The 19251-nt window shown below is 60.3% G+C and carries 17 protein-coding genes; 10 read left to right on the top strand and 7 right to left on the bottom strand.

The features are described 5' to 3' along the window. Positions 1-74: 74 nt before the first annotated feature. The 5 genes from WA845_RS15525 to recX all read left to right on the top strand — a co-directional run bounded on the left by WA845_RS15525 (position 75) and on the right by recX (position 5026). The gene (locus WA845_RS15525) at positions 75-1538 is read left to right on the top strand and encodes a sugar ABC transporter ATP-binding protein (RefSeq protein WP_337322446.1); all 1464 of its coding nucleotides are present in this window, start codon (positions 75-77) and stop codon (positions 1536-1538) included. Next, positions 1535-2476, top strand: a complete 942-nt coding sequence (locus tag WA845_RS15520; protein WP_112555348.1) for an ABC transporter permease — start codon at positions 1535-1537, stop codon at positions 2474-2476. The genes WA845_RS15525 and WA845_RS15520 overlap by 4 nt, the downstream gene beginning before the upstream one ends. After that, positions 2473-3420, top strand: a complete 948-nt coding sequence (locus tag WA845_RS15515; protein ID WP_004437622.1) for an ABC transporter permease — start codon at positions 2473-2475, stop codon at positions 3418-3420. Before WA845_RS15520 ends, WA845_RS15515 begins: the two co-directional genes overlap by 4 nt. A 32-nt stretch (positions 3421-3452) precedes the next feature. After that, positions 3453-4373 carry an SMP-30/gluconolactonase/LRE family protein gene (locus WA845_RS15510; protein ID WP_006698128.1) on the top strand — a complete coding sequence of 307 codons (921 nt, stop codon included), beginning with the start codon at positions 3453-3455 and terminating at the stop codon, positions 4371-4373. A 62-nt stretch (positions 4374-4435) separates the two neighbouring features. Next, positions 4436-5026: a recombination regulator RecX gene (recX, locus tag WA845_RS15505; protein ID WP_112555346.1), complete on the top strand. Its 591-nt coding sequence runs from the start codon at positions 4436-4438 to the stop codon at positions 5024-5026. 2 nt (positions 5027-5028) lie between these two features. Here the strand turns inward: recX and WA845_RS15500 are convergent, their stop codons facing one another. The 6 genes from WA845_RS15500 to WA845_RS15475 form a co-directional block, all read right to left on the bottom strand. Next, on the bottom strand, positions 5029-5427 hold the full coding sequence (locus WA845_RS15500; protein WP_112555344.1) for a c-type cytochrome: 399 nt from the start codon (positions 5425-5427) through the stop codon (positions 5029-5031). A gap of 98 nt (positions 5428-5525) precedes the next feature. Then, positions 5526-6053 (bottom strand): DUF992 domain-containing protein, encoded by a 528-nt coding sequence (locus WA845_RS15495; protein ID WP_112555342.1) that lies wholly within the window; start codon positions 6051-6053, stop codon positions 5526-5528. 248 nt (positions 6054-6301) lie between these two features. Then, positions 6302-7111: an ATP-binding cassette domain-containing protein gene (locus WA845_RS15490; protein WP_004437605.1), complete on the bottom strand. Its 810-nt coding sequence runs from the start codon at positions 7109-7111 to the stop codon at positions 6302-6304. 34 nt (positions 7112-7145) lie between these two features. After that, positions 7146-9110 carry a Fe(3+)-hydroxamate ABC transporter permease FhuB gene (gene fhuB, locus WA845_RS15485; protein ID WP_337322445.1) on the bottom strand — a complete coding sequence of 655 codons (1965 nt, stop codon included), beginning with the start codon at positions 9108-9110 and terminating at the stop codon, positions 7146-7148. Next, the gene (locus WA845_RS15480) at positions 9107-10009 is read right to left on the bottom strand and encodes an iron-siderophore ABC transporter substrate-binding protein (RefSeq protein WP_162696227.1); all 903 of its coding nucleotides are present in this window, start codon (positions 10007-10009) and stop codon (positions 9107-9109) included. Before WA845_RS15480 ends, fhuB begins: the two co-directional genes overlap by 4 nt. Positions 10010-10037: 28 nt before the next feature. Then, the gene (locus tag WA845_RS15475; protein ID WP_282455075.1) at positions 10038-12170 is read right to left on the bottom strand and encodes a TonB-dependent siderophore receptor; all 2133 of its coding nucleotides are present in this window, start codon (positions 12168-12170) and stop codon (positions 10038-10040) included. Positions 12171-12358: 188 nt separating this feature from the next. On the opposite strand from WA845_RS15475, the gene WA845_RS15470 reads away from it, so the two are divergent. The 5 genes from WA845_RS15470 to WA845_RS15450 all read left to right on the top strand — a co-directional run bounded on the left by WA845_RS15470 (position 12359) and on the right by WA845_RS15450 (position 17707). After that, entirely contained in the window at positions 12359-13270 is a 912-nt protein-coding gene (locus WA845_RS15470) for a LysR family transcriptional regulator (RefSeq protein WP_037090568.1), read from the top strand. Between the two features lie 240 nt (positions 13271-13510). After that, a complete protein-coding gene (locus tag WA845_RS15465) occupies positions 13511-13774 on the top strand; it encodes a spike base protein, RCAP_Rcc01079 family (protein ID WP_022563408.1) in 264 nt (87 codons plus the stop codon). 186 nt (positions 13775-13960) lie between these two features. Then, on the top strand, positions 13961-15628 hold the full coding sequence (locus tag WA845_RS15460) for a phosphoethanolamine transferase (RefSeq protein ID WP_044459493.1): 1668 nt from the start codon (positions 13961-13963) through the stop codon (positions 15626-15628). 66 nt (positions 15629-15694) lie between these two features. After that, entirely contained in the window at positions 15695-16348 is a 654-nt protein-coding gene (locus tag WA845_RS15455; protein ID WP_004437591.1) for a response regulator transcription factor, read from the top strand. Positions 16349-16369: 21 nt separating this feature from the next. Continuing rightward, complete coding sequence (locus tag WA845_RS15450) at positions 16370-17707, top strand: sensor histidine kinase (protein ID WP_006698137.1); 1338 nt, start codon at positions 16370-16372, stop codon at positions 17705-17707. 61 nt (positions 17708-17768) lie between these two features. Here the strand turns inward: WA845_RS15450 and WA845_RS15445 are convergent, their stop codons facing one another. Then, positions 17769-19073 carry an MFS transporter gene (locus WA845_RS15445; RefSeq protein ID WP_006698138.1) on the bottom strand — a complete coding sequence of 435 codons (1305 nt, stop codon included), beginning with the start codon at positions 19071-19073 and terminating at the stop codon, positions 17769-17771. Positions 19074-19251 lie beyond the last annotated feature (178 nt).

The raw sequence follows: 19251 nt of genomic DNA, 5'->3' as shown, positions 1-19251 counted from the left end.
TGACCCTGCGGCGCTTTCGAAGGAAGCGCCGCAGTTATCCCACATTCAATTTCAGATCACTGGCGTAATTGCTCATGAATGACATCATCGAGGCGGAAGAAGTCGTCGCCGCGCGCGGCGTGAAGGTCGTGTTCGGCGCGGTCAGGGCGCTGGACGGGGCCGATCTCGTCATCCGCGCCGGGGAATGCCTCGGGCTCGTCGGCCACAACGGCGCGGGCAAATCCACCATCGTCAATGTCATCAATGGCGGGCTCACACCGCATGAAGGCTCCATTTCCTATCGTGGGGACCAGAACCGCCACGGCATAGCCGCTGCGCGTGCGAGCGGCGTGCGCTGCGTCTTTCAGGAACTCTCGCTCTGCCCCAACCTGACAATCAGCGAAAACGTCCGCATCATGCATGCCGCCATGAACGGGCGGAACTGGCGCAGTCGCGCTCTTTCCATGATCCGCAAGACGCTCGACGAGATTTTTCCCGGCCACGGCATCGATTGCGAACTGACGATTGCCGAGCTTTCCATTGCGGAGAGGCAGATGGTGGAAATCGCCATCAATTTCTGCCGCACGCCTGAAGCCCCGAGGCTGGTCATTCTCGACGAGCCGACATCCTCGCTCGACGCGGGCCTTGCCGAACAGTTGATGGATTATGTCCGGCGTTTTGTGCGCACCGGCGGCTCCGTTCTGTTGATCTCGCATATTCTCGGTGAAATTCTTTCAACCGCCACCCGCATCGTTGTCATGAAGGATGGCCGCGTGGTAGCCAACCGGCCCGCCGCCGAATTCACCACGCGGACGCTGGTGGAGGCCATGGGCAGCGTCGTCAAGCCGCAGGACAGGCAAAAGGGTGAGAGCCGCAAGGCGGGCGAAGAGGTGCTTTCCATGCCGGCGCGCCGGGGCGAAGGCCTTGCCTTCGAGGCTTTCCGCGGAGAGATCATCGGCCTTGCCGGCCTCGGCGGCCATGGCCAGACCGAAGCGCTTCTCGACCTCTATCTTGCCCGCAACAGCAGCTGGCTGCCGACGCGCAAGACCGATATCGCTTTCGTCGCGGGCGACCGCAGCCTCAACGGCACCTTCCCGCTGTGGAGCATCCTGAAGAACCTCTCCATCGCGTCGCTGCGGGATATTTCATCCGCGGGCATTGTGGACAGGAGCAAGGAGAGCGAACTGGGCGCGCAGTGGAAAAAGCGTATCGAAATTCGCACGCCCGACATGGGCAACAAGATCCTGTCTCTCTCCGGCGGCAACCAGCAGAAAGTGCTTTTTGCCCGTGCGCTCGCCACCACCGCCGGCACCGTTTTGATGGACGATCCGATGCGCGGCGTCGATATCGGCACCAAACAGGAGGTCTACGATATCTTGAGAACTGAAGCCTCTCACGGCCGCACCTTCATCTGGTACTCGACCGAGATGGATGAAATCCGTCTCTGTGACCGGGTTTATGTCTTCCGCGACGGCGCCATTCAGGCCGAACTGGTGGGCGAGGACATCACTGAACAGAATGTGCTGGCCGCTTCCTTTGCCGGAGAAGACCACGCATGAAACTTTCGGCAAACGCACTCCGCCTCATCATTCCCGCCGCCTCGCTCGCCTTCCTGCTCGCCGCGGTCTTCTACATGCAGCCGCGTGCCATGAGCTACACCGGCTTGAACCTGCTGTTCAATCTGGCAGTGCCGATTGCACTCGCCACCATTGCGCAGATGCTCATCATGTCGGTCAACGATCTCGACCTGTCGATGGGCACCTTCGTCAGTTTCTGCGCCTGCGTCACCGCGACCTTCCTGCAAACGACGCCATTCCTCGGTATTGCGATCTTTGCCGGGGCGATCGCGGTTTATGCACTGCTCGGCGCCATCATCCATATCCGCGCCCTGCCCTCCATCGTCGTCACACTCGGCATGAGTTTCGTCTGGGGCGGCCTCGCCGTGCTCATTCTCCCCTCGCCCGGCGGCCAGGCGCCTGCCTTCATCCGCACGCTGATGACGGCGAAACCGCCTTTCGTGCCGATCGCGATCGTCGCCAGTATCCTGATTGCGGTCATCGCCCACTACATCGTCATGCGCTCCTCGTTCGGCGTGTTGATGCGCGGCGTCGGCGGAAATTTCCGCTCTGTCGAGCGTTCCGGCTGGTCAGTCATCGGCATCCGCGCCGCTACCTTTGCGCTGGCCGGTTTCTTCGCGGTGCTCTCCGGTATCGCCCTCGTGGGCCTGACGACATCGGCCGACGCCAATATCGCGCTGCGCTACACGCTGCTGTCGATTGCCGGCGTCATCCTCGGCGGCGGCGAATTCGTCGGCGGAAGAGTATCGCCCATCGGTGCCGTCATCGGCGCGCTGACGCTGACGCTTGCAGGCTCCTTCCTCTCCTTCATGCGGATTTCGCCGGACTGGCAGATTGGCGCGCAAGGTGCAATCCTCATCATTGTGCTGGCATTGCGCATCCTGCTCAACCGTCTCGAAAAGCGGGAGAAAAATCAATGAACGGGCTCTCTTCCCTCACCAGAAAACCGTGGATCTGGTCCTTTGCCGCAACCATTGCGGTTTGGATCATCACCGTGCTCTTCACTGGCGGCGCAAGCTCATTCGGCCTGTCGCACGCAGCACTCACCTTCGCGGCCTTTTCTGTCATCGTCGGCATCGGCCAGATGTTCGTCATCACGCTCGGGCCCGGAAATATCGACCTCTGCGTTCCCGCGACGATGACGCTGTCGGGGACGCTTGCCTTGAAGTTCATGGATGTATCGGACAGCCTCATTCTGCCGGGATTGCTGATCGCCATCCTCATCGGTATCGCCATCGGCATCGGCAATTATGCCCTGATCAAGCTCCTGCGCATCCCGCCGATCATCGCGACGCTCTCCATGAGCTTCATCGTGCAGTCCATCGCCATCTGGTCGAACCGCGGCCTGCGCATCAAGCCGCCGGAAACATTGGCCACATTCGCCACATCGAGTTTTCTCGGCATTCCCAACGTCGCCCTGGTCGCCCTGCTGCTTTCCGTCATTGCATGGCTGCTGCTGGACCGCTCCTTCTACGGACGCTGGATTGCCGCCATCGGCCAGAGCACCTTCGCTGCGCGCATGACCGGGATTCCCGTGGATGGCGCACGCTTCGTCACCTACGTCCTCTGTGCGGTGCTGGCGGCAATTGCGGGTTATCTGCTCGCCAGCTTCTCCGGCGGTGCGGCGCTCAACATGGGCTCGGAATATCTGCTGATGTCCATCGCCGTCGTTGTCATTGGCGGCACAGCGGTGGCGGGAGGGGATTCCAACGTGCCCGGCATATGGGGCGCATCGCTCTTCATGTTCCTGGTGGTCTCGATGCTGAATACCTATGGTTTCGGCGCGGGCATCCGCCTCATCCTCACCGGTCTCATCATCATCTCCGTCATTCTTCTGGCGAGCGGCCCGAAGGCCACGCGCTGACCCCGAACGACAAGCCAAAGCGGACCACGCTCATGACCACAGACAAGACTTCACCTTACGAAATTCACGACGACCGTTTCCGCCACCTGATCGTCGGCAATGCCGAACTGGAAGAGCTTTATTCGGGCTGCCGCTGGGCAGAGGGACCGGTGTGGTTCGCCGACCTGAACTGCCTGCTTTTCAGCGATATCCCCAATGAGCGCATGCTTCGCTGGGTGCCGGATGGCGGAATCTCGGTTTATCGCCAGCCCTCCAACTTCACCAACGGCAACACCCGCGACCGGCAGGGACGTCTTGTGTCCTGCGAACATGGGGGCCGCCGCGTCACCCGCACCGAGGTCGACGGCTCGATCACCGTCCTTGCCGATAGCTACGACGGCAAGCGGCTGAACTCGCCCAATGACGTGGTGGTGAAATCAGATGGCAGCGTCTGGTTCACCGACCCGACCTACGGCATTCTGTCCGATTACGAGGGCTACAAGGCCGAGCCGGAGCAGAAGACCCGCAATGTCTACCGGCTCGATCCCGCTACCGGAAAGATCGACATCGCCATCGACGACTTCGTGCAGCCGAACGGCCTCGCATTTTCGCCTGACGAAACGAAGCTCTACATTGCCGACAGTTCCTACAGCCACGATGTCACCCGACCCCGCCATATCCGCGTCTTCGACGTCGTGGATGGCGTAAAACTCGCCAACGGCCGGGAATTCTGCAATATCGACAATGGCCTGCCAGATGGCTTTCGCCTCGACACGGCCGGCAATCTGTGGACGAGCGCCGGTGACGGCGTGCACTGCTTTGCGCCTGACGGCACACTCATCGGCAAGATCAAGGTGCCGCAGACAGTGGCGAACCTCACCTTCGGCGGGCCGAAAAAGAACCGCCTGTTCATCACCGCGACAAAATCGCTTTATTCGGTCTATGTCGCCGCAACCGGTGCACAGACACCCTGAAATCCGAAAACGCTGGTCTGGCAGGAAGTGGCAAGATCGCTTCAGAGCGCTATAATTGGCCCATGAGTGACGATTCCAACCTCTTCCTGACTGACGATATGGAGTTCGACGGCAAAGCGCCGGCCGTTGAACCAACCAGCCGCATGCTCTCCTGGGCACGCAATTCCGCTCTATACCGGCTGGAACAACGCATGATGACGGAAAAGCAGCTGCGCGACGCCATCATGCGCAAGGCACGGGAAAAATTCGAGGATATCGGCGCCGCGCAGATAAAGGCGCTTGGCGATTTCGCGGTGCGTTTCGCTTATGAGATCAAGGCGCTTGACGATACGGCCTTTGCGGAAATCACCGTGCGAAGCGGGCAGCGCAGCGGCAAATCGAAACGGGGGCTGGCGCAAAAGCTTCAGCTTAAGGGGATAGACCGGGAGACCGCAGCCGTCGTCCTTCAGGAAACCGACGATCTGGTCGCAGCCATCAATTTTGCGCGAAAACGCGCTTTTGGCCCTTACCGTCGGGTCGAGCTTGATGAGAAGCGCAAGGCAAAGGAGTTTTCGGCATTTGCCCGCAATGGTTTTGGTTTCGAAATCGGGTCGAAGGTTATGTCGATGACGACGGAAGAAGCGGAAGATATTTTATCGGAAGCACCGCTCTGACGTTATTGTCGCAGCGGACGGGTTTTCAGATAAGCGATGAGATCGGCGATATCACTCTCGCTCCAGAGGCCGAAAAAGCGCATTGCATTTCCCGGGAGCGCCTTCTTCGGACTGGACAGAAATTTCTGCAACTCCTCCTCCGACCAAACCCTGCCTGCCGCTCCAGCATCCTTCAGCGCCTGTGAATAGTGGCTGTAGTCAGCGATAGATGCGATGGGTCTTCCGACCACGCCCATCAGATGCGGCCCCATGCGGGTGCGCGGCGCGTCGATGCTGTGGCAGGTGGAGCAGCGGCTGAAAACCTTCTCGCCATGCGCAGCATCGCCTTCGGAGAAAGCGCCCGACGCCGGGAGGAGGATGAACGCGGCCGCGGCCGCGACTTTTTTGATCGGGGACATCATACCCTTGATAATACAACGCCCTCTGCGTCTGACAACGAAGAGGGCGTGTTTTGTCATGCGACCTAATGCCCGGCTCTAGCCTCCGGGCATCAGCCGGATCAGTTCATGGCCGTCAGCGTCACCGAGGTGCCGGTGGCGGCGAGGTTGAGGCCAACCTGGCCGGTCACGCTCACTGTCTGCAGCTGGATCGAGCCGGAAGTACCGCCGACGAGAACGTTCGTGCCAACGCCGAGACCGACGGTGACTTCAGCCGTTGCGCCCTGATAGAGGCCGCCAAGCGAACCGCGGTGGTAACCGGCTGTCGGGGCGAAAACGGCCCAGACCAGACGGCCCTGCGTGGTGAAACCAAGGTCAACGCCCATCTTGCGGATAGCGCCGCTATAGTGGTCGGTACGACGTGCGCCGATCGTGGACTGGAAGGTGCAATCCAGTTCCTTGGCCGAGCCGAGAACGTAACCGACGCCGCCGCCGATATCGCAGGTAAGGTAACCGATCTTGACGCCGTTGCGATCGTCCTGCTCCTGCGGAGCCGGCTCGTATCGTGCAAGGTCGGCAGCGAGTGCGGATGCGGTTCCGCCAAGGCCCATCGTCAATGCGGCAAAAGTTACGGCAACAGCCTTATTCATCTGATTATCTCCTGTTTTATTCCTACCCGCAGCAGCCCTTCTTGCCCTCTCCGGATATTGAATTCCGCACTGTTAACGTTTGTTCCCTGAAATCGATCCAAAACAACTTAATTGGAGGCGATGAAAGCCGAACGGTTAACAATGTCTGATGGCGGTAGGATGCCATTAAGACATTGTTAGGGCGGGAAATGCGTGCGGAATCACCATCAACAGCAAGCGTTGGCGGGCGTGGTTCTGCAGCAACAACATCAGAACGGCAGGGCCACGGGAAGGCCGGTGGCGGCGTGGGTCATCACGTCCATTCGCACGCCATAGATGCGCTCCAGCGTCTCCGGCGTCATGATCTCTTCCGGCGTTCCCCGGGCAATCAACCGGCCGGAATGCAGCGCGACGATCTCGTCGCAGAAGCGTGCCGCCATGTTGACGTCGTGCAGCACGACGATGACGCCAAGGCCTTTTTCACGCGACAGTCTCTGCACCAGCGAAAGCACCTCGATCTGGTGCGCCAGGTCGAGTGCGGAGATGGGTTCATCGAGAAGCAGGCTTTCGGCATTCTGGGCCACCAGCATGGCAAGCCAGACGCGCTGACGCTCGCCACCCGAAAGCGTATCCACCAGCCGGTCGCGGAAGGCAACGGTATCGGTAAGCTCGATCGCCTCGTCCACTTTTTCCTGATCCGCCTTCGTAAACTGGCCCAGGGCGCCGTGCCAGGGATAACGGCCAAGTGCAACCAGTTCTTTGGCCAGCATGCCGGAAGCGGCCGGCGTGTATTGCGGCAGATAGGCGAGCTTTCGCGCAAATTCCCGATTGCCCCAGGCGGCAAGCGCCTTCCCTTCGAAGGACACCCGGCCCGCCGTCGGCTCCTGTATCCGTGCGAGAATCTTCAGCAGCGTGGATTTTCCCGAACCGTTATGGCCGATCAGGCCGATGGTCTTGCCGGTCGCAAAACTGGCCGTCAGCGGCTGCAGCAATGTCCTGCCCGGCACTTCCATGGTGACGCCATCCAGAGAAAAAAGCGGCATATCATCGTAACCGGCCGCGGGCACTGCCTGACCCATGCTTCTCATCTCCATACATCTTTCAAAAAATTCATCATCGCCTGCCTGAAAGCCAGATCAGATAGGGCGCGCCGGCAAGCGCCGCAAAAAGTCCGAGCGGCAGTTCATAGGGAAAGGTCACCGTCCGCGCGCCAAGATCGGAAAGCGCCATCAGCACCGCGCCGAACAGGAAGGAGGCGAAGAGATGGTCACGTGGCGTTGTGAAACCGGAGCGCAGCGCAATATGGGGCGCCATCAACCCGACGAAACTCAAGGGACCAACCAGCAGCGAGGCGGCACCGGTGGCAATGCCGGCCACGGCGATGACGGCGGTTCGCGCAGCGCCGAGCGGCAGGCCGAGGGAGAGCGGCACATCCCGCCCAAGCGGCAGGATCGTCAGCCAGCGCGTGACCGATAACGCTCCCGCCAGAAGCACGATGGAAAGAACGGCGAGAAAGATCGCCGAAGCCGGCGTTGCCGTCGAACCCGAGCCGCTGAGCCAGGCGAGGATCTGCCATGCCCGCTGGTCGCCAATGGCAAGCAGCGCCGAAAGCACCGCCGAGCAGAGCGAACTGACGGCAATGCCCGCGAGCAGTATCTTTTCCGGCGGGAGGTGTCTGCGCACGGCGAAGAAGAGCACAAGGATCATGACGACCGCCGAGCCGATGCCGGCGCCGCAAAACAGTTCCAGCAGGCCTGCTGCCGGAAAAATGGTGATGGCGACGGCAAAACCGAGGCCCGCACCGCCGCTGACGCCGATCACCTCCGGGCTCGCCATCAGATTGCCTGTCAGTCGCTGCAAAAGAGCACCCGCCATCGCGAGAAGACCGCCAGCGGCCATGGCGGCCAGCAGCCGGGGCCAGCGGAACGGCAACAGGCTTTGCAGATCGTCCGCCTTCAGCATTTCCCAGCCATCCGGTCCCTTGCCAACGGCGAGTGCGGCAGACACCAGCACCGCCATGATGGCCAGTGCAGGCAGCAGGGACGTAAGCCGGCGTCTTGTCGCAAGCTCGACGCCTTCACCGCGCTGCACGTCTGTCGGCCGGATTTTCGGCAGGAGCCACAGAAGCAGCGGACCGCCGATCAGGGCCGTCACCGCTCCCGTTGGAAAAACTTCCGCCGTCGTGCTTGCCAGAAGCTGGACCAGACTATCGCAGAACCATAGAAGCAGACCGCCGAGCAGCGGCGAAACGAACAGAACGGAAGACGAGCGCCGCACGCCCAGCGCCCGGGTGAGTGCCGGTGCGGCAAGACCGATAAAGCTGACGAGACCGACCGCAGAAGCAACGAAGGCGGCCAGCATGACCGCGACGGCCGCAACCGCGAGCCTGATCGAAAACAGCGATACGCCGAGCGATCGAGCACCGGAATCGCCGAGACCGAGAACCGTCAAAGGCCTTATCAGCAGGCCGGTCAGAACGAGCCCTGCCAGAAGCTGGCAGGTGAGAGACAGGGCGTTCGACCAGTCCTGCTGGCTGAGCGAGCCGCCGTTCCAGACCACCAGAGACATCAGATATTCGCCCTGCGCGAGCGTCAGCGCCGCGGAAACGGAAGCGGCGGTGATGCCGACCAGCAATCCTGACACCACCATGGTCACCGGCTCGAAGGAGCGCCGCCAGCCAAGCAGGAAGACAATACCCGCGGCCGCAGCGGCCCCGGCAAGCGCCACCAGGGCGCGGTTGCCGTCCAGAACAGACGGAAAAAACAGGGTGGCGATGACGATGGCCAGTTGCGCGCCGGCCGAGATGCCGAGCGTCGAAGGATCGGCAATCGGATTGCGCAGCAATTGCTGGAAAAGCGCCCCGGACAGACCGAGCATCGCGCCCGCCAGAACGGAAACCGCCACGCGGGGCATCAGGCTGAAGGCGAAAATCACCTGATCCATCGACAGGCTGGCAGCATCGAACGGTGGACTGGGCCATGCGCTGAACGGCAGCCGGAGCAGCCCTGCATGCAAGGAGAGCCCGCAGGCGAGAGCGAACAGCAGCCCCAGGACAATCTGGAGAGGGCGCGCCGTCACAGGGCTTCCCCCCGCACCGAAAGCGCTTCGGTCAGAAGCCGCGCAAAACGCATGCCGGCGGTGATGCCGCCATAGGGGGCGACATTGGCAAGCGTCACAACGCGGTTTTCCCGCACGGCAGGCAGTGCCCGCCAGATTGCGCTGTTGCGCAACGTTTCCCGTGCCTCGACCGGAATATCGGAGACGACGACGATGCGGGCATCCGGCGAGGCCGCGAGGTTTTCAATCGGGACCGGAGCCGCGAAAGTGAATTGCGAGCGATCCACCCAGGCATTGGCGAGCCCCAGCCGGCCAAGAACATCCCCGAACATGCTGTCCGCACCGAAAGCGCGAAAATGCCGCGCGTCGCCGATATTGATCACATAGGTCGGCCGCGCCGCAAATCCGGCGAGGCGGGTCCGCATGGCGTGCAGCGCCGCTTCCGTTTCACCCAGAACCCTGCGCGCCTCTTCGGCCCGCCCGAGCTTTTCACCAAGCGCCGTGACTGCCGCCAGCGCCTTTGCGAAAGGCGGCTCGCCCTTTACGTAAAAGGGCAACGAGAAGACCGGCGCGATAGCTTCAAGCCTGCCGGTGTAGCGGGTGTAGAAGGGCGAGATCAGAATGAGATCGGGTCGGGTCAGTTGCAGGAGCTCGAAATTCGGAGCGCCGCGCAGGCCGAGATCGGCGACGGTTTCCGGGATTTCGGGCTCCACCGCACCCGCCCGGAACTGGATAAGCTCGGTCGCCGCTACCGGCATGACGCCAAGGGCCACGGCTGTTTCGAGCATCGCCCAGTCAATGGCGGCAATGCGCGGGGTCGACTGTGCCCGCGTCGCGCCAGCAAAGGCCGCAGCAGCGAGCAGGGCCAAAAACTCCCGCCGTCCCCAAACGGGAGACATCCATCGATCCTTGCGCGTCATGCCCCTGCTGCTTCACTTAGATGTGGCGTTACCAACGATAGGTCAGCTTGCCCATGACCGTTCTTCCGTCACCGTAATAGCATCCGAAAGTGGAGCAACTAGAAATATATTCTTTATCAGTCAAGTTTTGCACCATAAGCGAGGCGCGGTAGCCGTTCTTCTCGTAATGCACGCCGAGGTCGAGCAGGGCGAGCCCCTTCATCTCAAAGGTATTGGCGGCATCGCCGTAACGTTTTCCAACGTAACGAACACCGCCGCCGATGCCGAAACCTTCGAGCGCGGTATCTTCCGGGAAGGTGTAATCGAGCCAAAGGCTGGCGGCGTGCCGGGGGGTGCTATCAAGCTCGTTCCCATTATTCACACGGCCGGAGACCTCGCTGTCCATGTAGGTATAGGCCGCGCGCAGGTCGAGCCCGTCGACAAGGCTTGCAACGCCTTCAAGCTCTAGGCCTTTCACGTGCGCCTCATCCATCTGCTGCGTCACGCCACCAACCGTCGTTGTGACGTTCTTCTGTTTCAGATCGTAGATCGCCGCCGAAAAGAAACCGTCGAAACCTTCCGGCTGGTATTTGACACCCGCTTCCCATTGTTCACCGGTGGTCGGTTTTGGCGCATCACCGACAGCCGGCTGCGGCACCGGCTCGAAGGAGGTTGCATAGCTGACATAGGGCGCGATCCCGCCATCAAACAGATAGCTGACGCCGACACGACCGGTCAGCTTGTGGTCATCCTTGTCGAGCGTGCGATAGGTGGTGCCATTGAAGGTCGTGCCGCTGGTGCTTGCCCAGTCCTGCCGCAGGCCGGCAGTGATGCGCCAGTTCTCGATCGCCATCTCGTCCTGCGCATAAAGGCCGATCTGGGAAATATCGGTCTTCACATCGGCATAAAGCGTGCGCGAGGTAAGGCTGATCGGCCCGCCATAAACAGGATTGACGGGATTGAGCGGCGTTGCGGCCCAGAACTCGGTTTTGACGTTATTGTCGAAATAGCGGTAATCCAGCCCGACAAGCAGGGTATGATCGATCGGCCCCGTGGAAAAATCCGCCTGGAGGCTGTTGTCAATGTTGAAGGTGTTCAGCAGCTCGTCCTGGAACGTCGCATTGCGACGGATGAGATTGCCTATCATGCCGCCGCTGGTCGAAGACATGCCGAGCGCGCGGTAGGACCAGTCGAAATTGGAATAACGCGCATTCTGACGGAAGGTGAAGGTCTCATCGAAGCGGTGTTCAAATTCATAACCGATATTGGTGAACTTGCGGTTTGATGTATCGAAGGACGGATCACCGACATAAAAGCTGCGGTCCAGCATATTGCCGGGTCTGAAATAGGTCAGCGCCGGCGGCAGGCCGGAGGGCGAACTCGGATTGTCGTGCTGATAGGAGGCAAGAACAGTCAGCTTCGTATCCTCGTCCGGCTGCCATGTGAGAGCCGGCGCGATGAAATAACGGTCGTTCTGCAAATTGTCCGTCTGGGCATGGGCGTTGCGCGCAAGGCCGGTCAGGCGATAGGCGAAACTGTCGCTATCCGCCACCGGGCCGCCAATATCGAACATCGACTGATAATAATCGAAGCTGCCGATCTGCGCACCGACTTCACCGAACCGTTCGAAGGTCGGCCGTTTGCTGCTGAGATTGATAAGGCCGCCGGGATTGCCCTGCCCGTAGAGCACGGAAGCGGGCCCGCGAATGACCTCCACGCGCTCCAGACCGTAGACCTCAAAAGAAGGCGCACCGGCCGGCCGCATCAACCGCAGACCATTGAGGAACTGCAGCTGATTCCCCTGAAAGCCGCGAATGCGCGGCGCATCGAAACGCGGATCGGCGCCGAACGGCTGCGCAACCACCCCCGGGACGTAATTCAGCGCCTCGCCGAGATTGCGGACATCCTGCGCATCCATCTGATCTCTGGTGATGACGGATACCGATTGCGGCGTCTCGATCAGGGATCGCCCTGTCTTGGTGGCGCTGGCGCTGGTTGTTGCCACATAACCCTTCACGGGCGCCTTGGGGTCCTGATTTTTCGCGCCGTCAACGGTGATGGTCTGCAGCACCGTGGTTCCGGCGTCCTGAGCAAGGGCGGAAGCCGGGGCCAGGAACGCCACATAAGCAATGGCGGCGCAGCCACCAGCCAGAATGGAAATGTGTTTGATTTTTCCCTGCACGCCAAAATCCCTCGTCACCCGCACCAGCCATAGGCAGTCATTTACTGGAGAATTAAAGTCATCTTATTACGCAAGGTGCGGATTTCGATCCAATAAGTGAAACTGGATTTTTTCATAATTTTTGGTTATGAAATCTTTCTCCATAATAGTTTGGAATTATTCAAAACCTGCCAAAAAAGGCGCTGACAATGGGCAGAAAACCGGCGAACCGGGCTGACGCGTTCGAGCTGCGGCATCTGCGCTATTTCACCACGCTGGTGGACGAGCGCAATTTCGAGCGCGCCGCTGCCCGCCTCGGCATTGCCCAGCCGGGTTTGAGCCAGCAGATCATGGCGCTTGAACAGATCGTCGGCATGCCGTTGCTTGATCGCACAAGGCGGTCGGTGAAGCTCACCATGCCAGGCCAGCTTCTTTACGAGGATGCCCGGAAAATCCTTTCGAATGCCGAGGCGACGCTTGCAACGCTGAAGCGTGTCGGCCGCGGCGAAACCGGGCGCATCTCCATCGGTTATGTCGCCTCCGCCGCCTATTCCGGGTTGATGATACAGTCGATCGCCAGTTTCCGCGCCTCCCATCCCGATGTGGAGCTGCAATTGATCGAGATGGAAATGCGGCTGCAACTGGCCAGGATTGCCGACGGCAATCTGGATTTCGCCTTTATCCGCCCGCCCGCCCCTGTTCCGGAAGGTGTGACAACCCACGTGGTGTTGCGGGAGCCCTTGATGGCAGCGCTGCCGGAAAACCATCCTTTGGCTTTTGCCCCGCAGGTCGATCTGAAAAATCTTTCCGGTGAAGCCTTCATCACGCCGCGACAGCCGCCGGATGTCGGCTTTCATTACAACACCATCGAGGCCTGCAACGAAGCCGGGTTCCAGCCGGCAATCAGCCCGGAAGGCAGGGACTACACGACCATTGTCAGCATGGTGGCCATTGGCCTTGGCGTTGCGCTGGTGCCGCGCTCGCTTGATTGCCTGCGGTTGCCCGGCGTGCGCTATGTGCCGCTTGCGGCAAGCGCCACGACGTCGGACCTCGCCATCGCCCACCGGAAAACCGAAGCCTCGCCCGCCGTCAGGGCCTTCATTCTCCACGCCCGCAATTGAGCCGCGTGGAAGGAAATATCCGTGTCGCACCTTGTTCGCCGGGGACGAAAAATCCGCCGCCCTCCGTCGCGCGGCATTGATCGAGCGACGACGGTGCGCCGCAATGCCCGGAATTGCCGGGCAGATGGCTGCCTGCCGGACGTCGTTCCGGTGACCGGGTAAAAATCTCCTTCCCCGCATCTCCCCGCCGCCCCGGCCCACTGCATAATCGCGACAGATTTCGATTTATGGGAGACAGCAATGGCTGAGATTTACGACCACTACGCCGCCGGCCTCGAATCACCGGCTTCCCACGCTTTTGACGTCGTTCCGGACGATGCAAAGCCGCTTCCTTGCGCCACACGCGCGATCTATGTGGGCAATGGCGGACATCTTTGCCTGACTGTGCTTTCCGGGGCAACCGTGACCTTCCAGAACCTGCCCGCCGGCAGCCTGCTGCCGGTCCGCGCAACGCGGATATTTTCGACGCGCACCACCGCAACCGGCATTGTCGGGCTCAACTGATGGTCTTTCCGCGGCAACAGCGCCACACACACTATGGAGGCAATGCCATGCAACATGACACTTTCATGACAAGCTTTCAGGTTGATGTCAGCAAAATCCTGCATGCGCCATTGACCGGCCCATGCGGCAAACCGGAAAGGGGCGTTTGCGCTCGCTTGTCATCGCCGCCGGCCTATCGAAAATTTGGTGGATCTGGCAGTGGCTCTTTTTACCGCGAAAGCGACGGGAACAACAACTTATCGTCCGGAAATCGGCAGCGTGGCGCTGAGCCTGCTAACGGCGGCTTATCTTCTGTTTTTCACGAACCGGACATTCTGGTCGAAGGTTCATACCTATCTTTCCGCCTATCCGGTCGCCATCGTCGCGCTCTATGTTGCCATGATCGCCTTTTTCGGCGCGCTCATCACGATTTTCTCCGCCAAATATCTCCTCAGGCCGTTTCTGATCGTCCTGATCTTCGCGGCGGCGGCGGCGTCCTGGTTCATGGATCGCTATGGTATCGTCATCGACAGCGACATGATCCGCAACGCCATGGAGACGACGCAGGCGGAAGCGGGCAATCTGATCACGCCCGGCTTTCTCTGGCATATGGCGATTTACGGGCTGGTGCCGTCTCTCGTCGTCGTCGCCGTCCGCATCCGGCACCGGCCGATCCTCGACAAGCTTCTGTGGAACACGATCAGCATCCTGGTCTGCCTTGCCATAACCGGCATCATCAGCTTCGCCAACTCCAAGACCTTCACCACCGCCATTCGCCAGCACAAGGATATCGTCAAGAGCGTCAATCCGTTGTCACCGATCATGTCGACGGTGCATTATTTCACGCAGGCCGGCAAGGAAGTCGATATTCAGGTCAGCCCAATCGGCAAGGACGCCAAAGTCCTGCCCGCATTGGGTAACGTGCATAAGCCACGCATTACCGTCATCGTTGCGGGCGAAACTGCCCGCGCGGCGAATTTTTCGCTTAATGGCTACGGGCGGGAAACCAATCCGGAGCTCAAGAAGCGCGATGTGGTCTATTTCCCCAGCACAACGAGCTGTGGCACCGCGACGGCGATTTCCATTCCCTGCATGTTCTCGCAATTCACGCGCTCGCAATATAGCCACAAGAAGGCGCTTGCGAATGAAAATGTCATGGATGTCCTCGTCCATGCAGGGGTCAGCGCGACCTGGCTGGACAATAATACCGGCAGCAAGGACGTCGCCGACCGTATCCCCTATTTCGACCTGCCTTCCACCAACGACAGCCGCTTCTGCACCGGCGGGGAATGCCGCGACGACATCTTTTTCGACAAGCTCGACGCCTGGCTCGATAACGTCAAGAAGGATAGTGTCATCGTGCTGCACCAGATGGGCAGCCATGGTCCGACCTACTACCTGCGTTACACCGACGAGTTCCGCAAGTTCACGCCGGACTGCCGCACCGCCGAGCTTGGCAATTGCAGCGACGCCGAAATCGTCAACTCCTACGACAACACGCTTCTTTATACCGACCACTTCCTCTCGACCGTGATCGACAAGCTGAAGGCGCGTTCCGACAAGCTGGCAACAGGCATGATCTACGCCTCGGACCACGGCGAGTCGCTTGGCGAAAACGGCGTCTACCTGCATGGCGCGCCCTATCTCCTCGCGCCCGACCAGCAGACCCATGTGCCGTTTCTCGTGTGGTTCGATGACGATTTTGCCAAATCCATGGGACTGGACAAGGCCTGCCTTGCGAAAAGCGCGGCAGAGGGCGGGCGCTCGCACGACAATTATTTCCACAGCATCCTTGGAATGATGAACGTCTCCACCTCGGTCTACGATCCCTCGCTCGATGTCTTCAGCGGCTGTACCCAACGCCGGACGAGCTGAACAGACAGTGCTTGACGCTTATCCGGAGAACAAGATACGCAAGACGACGCGATAGAGGGAGCTGTCTTGCGGGTTCTGCTTGTTGAAGACGATCATGTGCTGGGGGAGGCGCTGCGGGACCATGTGGCCGCGGCGGGTCACGCTGTCGACTGGTTCAAGACGCTGGGCGACGCCATGGCGGCGACGCTGACGATGGGTTACGGCCTGATCCTGCTCGACATGCGACTGCCTGACGGCGAGGGCATCACCCTTCTGCAAAGCCTGCGCAAGCGCGACGACGCCACGCCGGTCATCATTCTGACGGCGCATGACCAGGTCTCCGACCGGATTGCCGGGCTCAATGCCGGCGCGGACGATTATCTGGTCAAGCCTTTCGATCTCAACGAACTTTCAGCACGCATGCTGGCGGTCTCGCGCCGTTACGAGGGGCGTTCTGCCCCCGTCATCCGCCTGCCCGGCATCGAGATCAACCAGGTAGCGCGCAACATCACGGTCGATGGCACGGCGCAGACGCTCAGCGCCCGCGAATGGGCCGTGCTGGAGAAACTGGTCGAGCATCCCGGCGCAGTCGTCTCGAAAGCGCAGCTGCACGATACCCTGTACGAATTCGGCGCGGAAATAGAGAGCAACACGGTCGAAGTCTATATCAGCCGGCTGCGCAAGAAAATCGGCCATGACCGCGTCGAGACGGTGCGTGGCGTTGGCTACACGATCAAATAGACGAACCCCAGGCAGATACAGATGGCCAGACCGACCAGCATGACCCGCAAACTCGTGATGGCGCTGACCAGCGTTGTCGCCATATCATGGCTTCTCGCCTGCGGTTTGGGCGTCATGGTGATGCAGGACGAGTTCGCTGAGATTTTCGATGCCGGTCTCGAGGAAACCGCGGAAAGACTGCTGCCGCTTCTGCTCGACGACCTGCGTGAGAACAATACCGCGCCGGCCGCGCAGAAGCTCAACCAGTCGGCGGAGGGAGCGGAATATCTGACCTATCAGGTTCGCGACCGAGAAGGCCAGGTCGTGCTGCATTCGCATGACAGTTCGACGGAGCCTTTCGAAGTCTCTCTCGACCCCGGTTTTTCAGAAACATCGTCGCAGCGCATCTTCACGGTCGCCTCACCCGACGGCAACTATTTCCTGCAGGTCGCCGATGCATTCGCAAATCGCCGCGAGGCAATCGTGGAGGCAGGCACGGCGCTGGTGTTGCCCGTGCTCATTCTCATTCCTGCCAGCATTTTTGCGGTCATCCTCGTCGTGCGGCGAACGCTTCAGCCGGTGCAAACCTTACGCGACGAAATCGGCAAGAAGGACGGCGGCAATCTCGCGCCGCTTGCAACTCAGCCCTTCCCGCCCGAACTGCACCCCATTGCGCGATCGGTCAACCTGCTGCTTGGGCGGCTGCGCTCGACAATCGAGGCGGAGCGGGAATTCACCGCCAATAGCGCCCACGAATTGCGAACCCCGATTGCCGGTGCGCTGGCGCAGGCGCAGCGGCTGCACGCCGATATCCCCCCGGAGCTTGCGCCACGCGTTGAAAACATCGAAAAATCCCTGCAGCACCTCGCCCACCTCGCTGAGAAACTGCTTCAGATGTCCCGGGCTGAAGCCAGGATCGGGCTCACGGATAAGACAAGCGATCTCATCCCCGTGCTCGAACTCGTTATCGACGATATGAGCAGGACGGCGATAGGGGCGTCTCGCATCCGCTTCACCAATCGCTGTGAAGGCGCCCTGTCCGGCAGGATCGGTCCGGATGCCTTCGGTATCATCATCCGCAACCTTCTCGAAAATGCGTTGATTCACAGCCCGCCGAAAAGCCCCGTGCAGGTGATTGCGGAAACAGACGGCGCGATCCGCGTCGTAAATGCCGGGCCGACCGTCGATCCGGTGTTGTTGCCCAAGCTGACGACACGTTTCACCAGAGGCCAGTCTACGGCTGACGGCACCGGGCTCGGTCTGGCCATCGTCAAAAGCCTGGTGGAACAGACCGGCGGAAAACTGGTGCTTTCCTCTCCCGCAGAAGGTCAGCAGGACGGTTTTGAAGCCCGCGTGATCATTCCTAGCGAAGCCGCCTGAACGCAAAAAAGAAAAAGCCCCGCCGGAAGGGCGGGGCTTTGCTGGTTTTTGTGTAAGCCGATCAGTCTTCGTGGATATGGCTGTGGTCGCGCGTGTCGCGCATCTTCACGTAAACCACCAGCGACAACGCGATCATGATCGTCACATACCAGAAGAACCAGTTCTCGTGGCCGATCTGCTTGAACTTCAGGGCTACGAATTCCGCCGTTCCGCCGAATATGGTGTTTGCCAGCGCATAAGGTAACGCCACGCCGAGCGCGCGAATATGGGCCGGGAACATTTCCGCCTTCACCACCGCATTGATAGAGGTATAGCCGGTGACGATCAGCAGGCCGATCAGCACGAGGCCGAAAGCCATGATCGGATCGGTTGTGGTCGAAAGCGTGCTGAAAATGACATAGGTGAACAGCGTTCCCAGGATGCCGAAGCCCACCATCAGCGGTTTACGGCCGATCTTGTCCGACAGCGCACCGGCAAGCGGCTGACACAGCATGAAGACAAAAAGCGCCGCCGTGGTAATTTCCGTGGCGCTTTCCTTGCTGAAGCCCGAGGTGTTGACGAGGAACTTCTGCAGATAGGTGGTGTAGGCGTAAAAGGCGAGCGTGCCGCCTGATGTGAGCGCCATGACCATCAGCGCTTCCCTTGGATAGTGCTTGAACAGCGCCCATCCGCTGGACTTCGGTTTGTCGGCAGCGCCGGTCTTGGCATTTTCGAAGGACTGCGTCTCGACAAGGCCGCGGCGGATATAAAACACCGCAATCGCCAGAAGGCCGCCAATGAAGAAGGGAATGCGCCAGCCCCAGGAGCCGAGCTGTTCCGGCGTCAGGACCCGCTGCAGCACCAGAAGCACCGCCAGCGCCAGAAGCTGGCCGGAAATCAGCGTCACATACTGGAAGCTGGAGAAAAAACCACGGCGGTTCTTGCCGGCCATTTCGCTGAGGTAAGTCGCGCTTGCGCCATATTCGCCGCCGACGCTGATGCCCTGCAGCAGCCTTGCAAATACCAGAATGGCGGGGGCGGCAATGCCAATCGTTTCGTGGCCGGGCGTAATCGCGATCAGCAGCGAACCGAGACACATCAAGGTGACGGACAGGGTCAGACCCGCCTTGCGGCCCTTGCGGTCTGCATAGGTGCCCATGAACCAGGCCCCGATGGGCCGCATCAGAAATCCGACGGCAAAAACGGCAGCGGCACTCAAGAGTTCGGCCGTCTGATTGCCCGAGGGGAAGAACACCGGCGCGAAATAAAGGGTGAAAGCCGAATAGACATACCAGTCGTACCATTCGACGAGATTACCCGCCGATCCGCCGATAATGGATTTCAAACGGGTTTTCTGGTCCGGCGCGGCGGCGGGACCATTTGCCATAATATTCACGGGTTGACTCCAATTCATCTTCGTCTGGAGATGGAAGGGCGAACGGAAGGTGTGATAATTTGTCGCTCCTGTCGAGGGTATATACCCGCCATGTTGCGATGCGCAAGTTTATACCGCGTTGCAATATTGCCGAAAAAGCAGCCGTGGCGTCTGAAAGACTTCCTCCTCC

Origin of the sequence: Agrobacterium sp. CMT1 (assembly GCF_037203725.1) — a bacterium.
Taxonomy (GTDB): domain Bacteria; phylum Pseudomonadota; class Alphaproteobacteria; order Rhizobiales; family Rhizobiaceae; genus Agrobacterium; species Agrobacterium pusense.
Note: the sequence above shows the minus strand (reverse complement) of the source record. Positions and strands in the feature narration are given on the sequence as shown.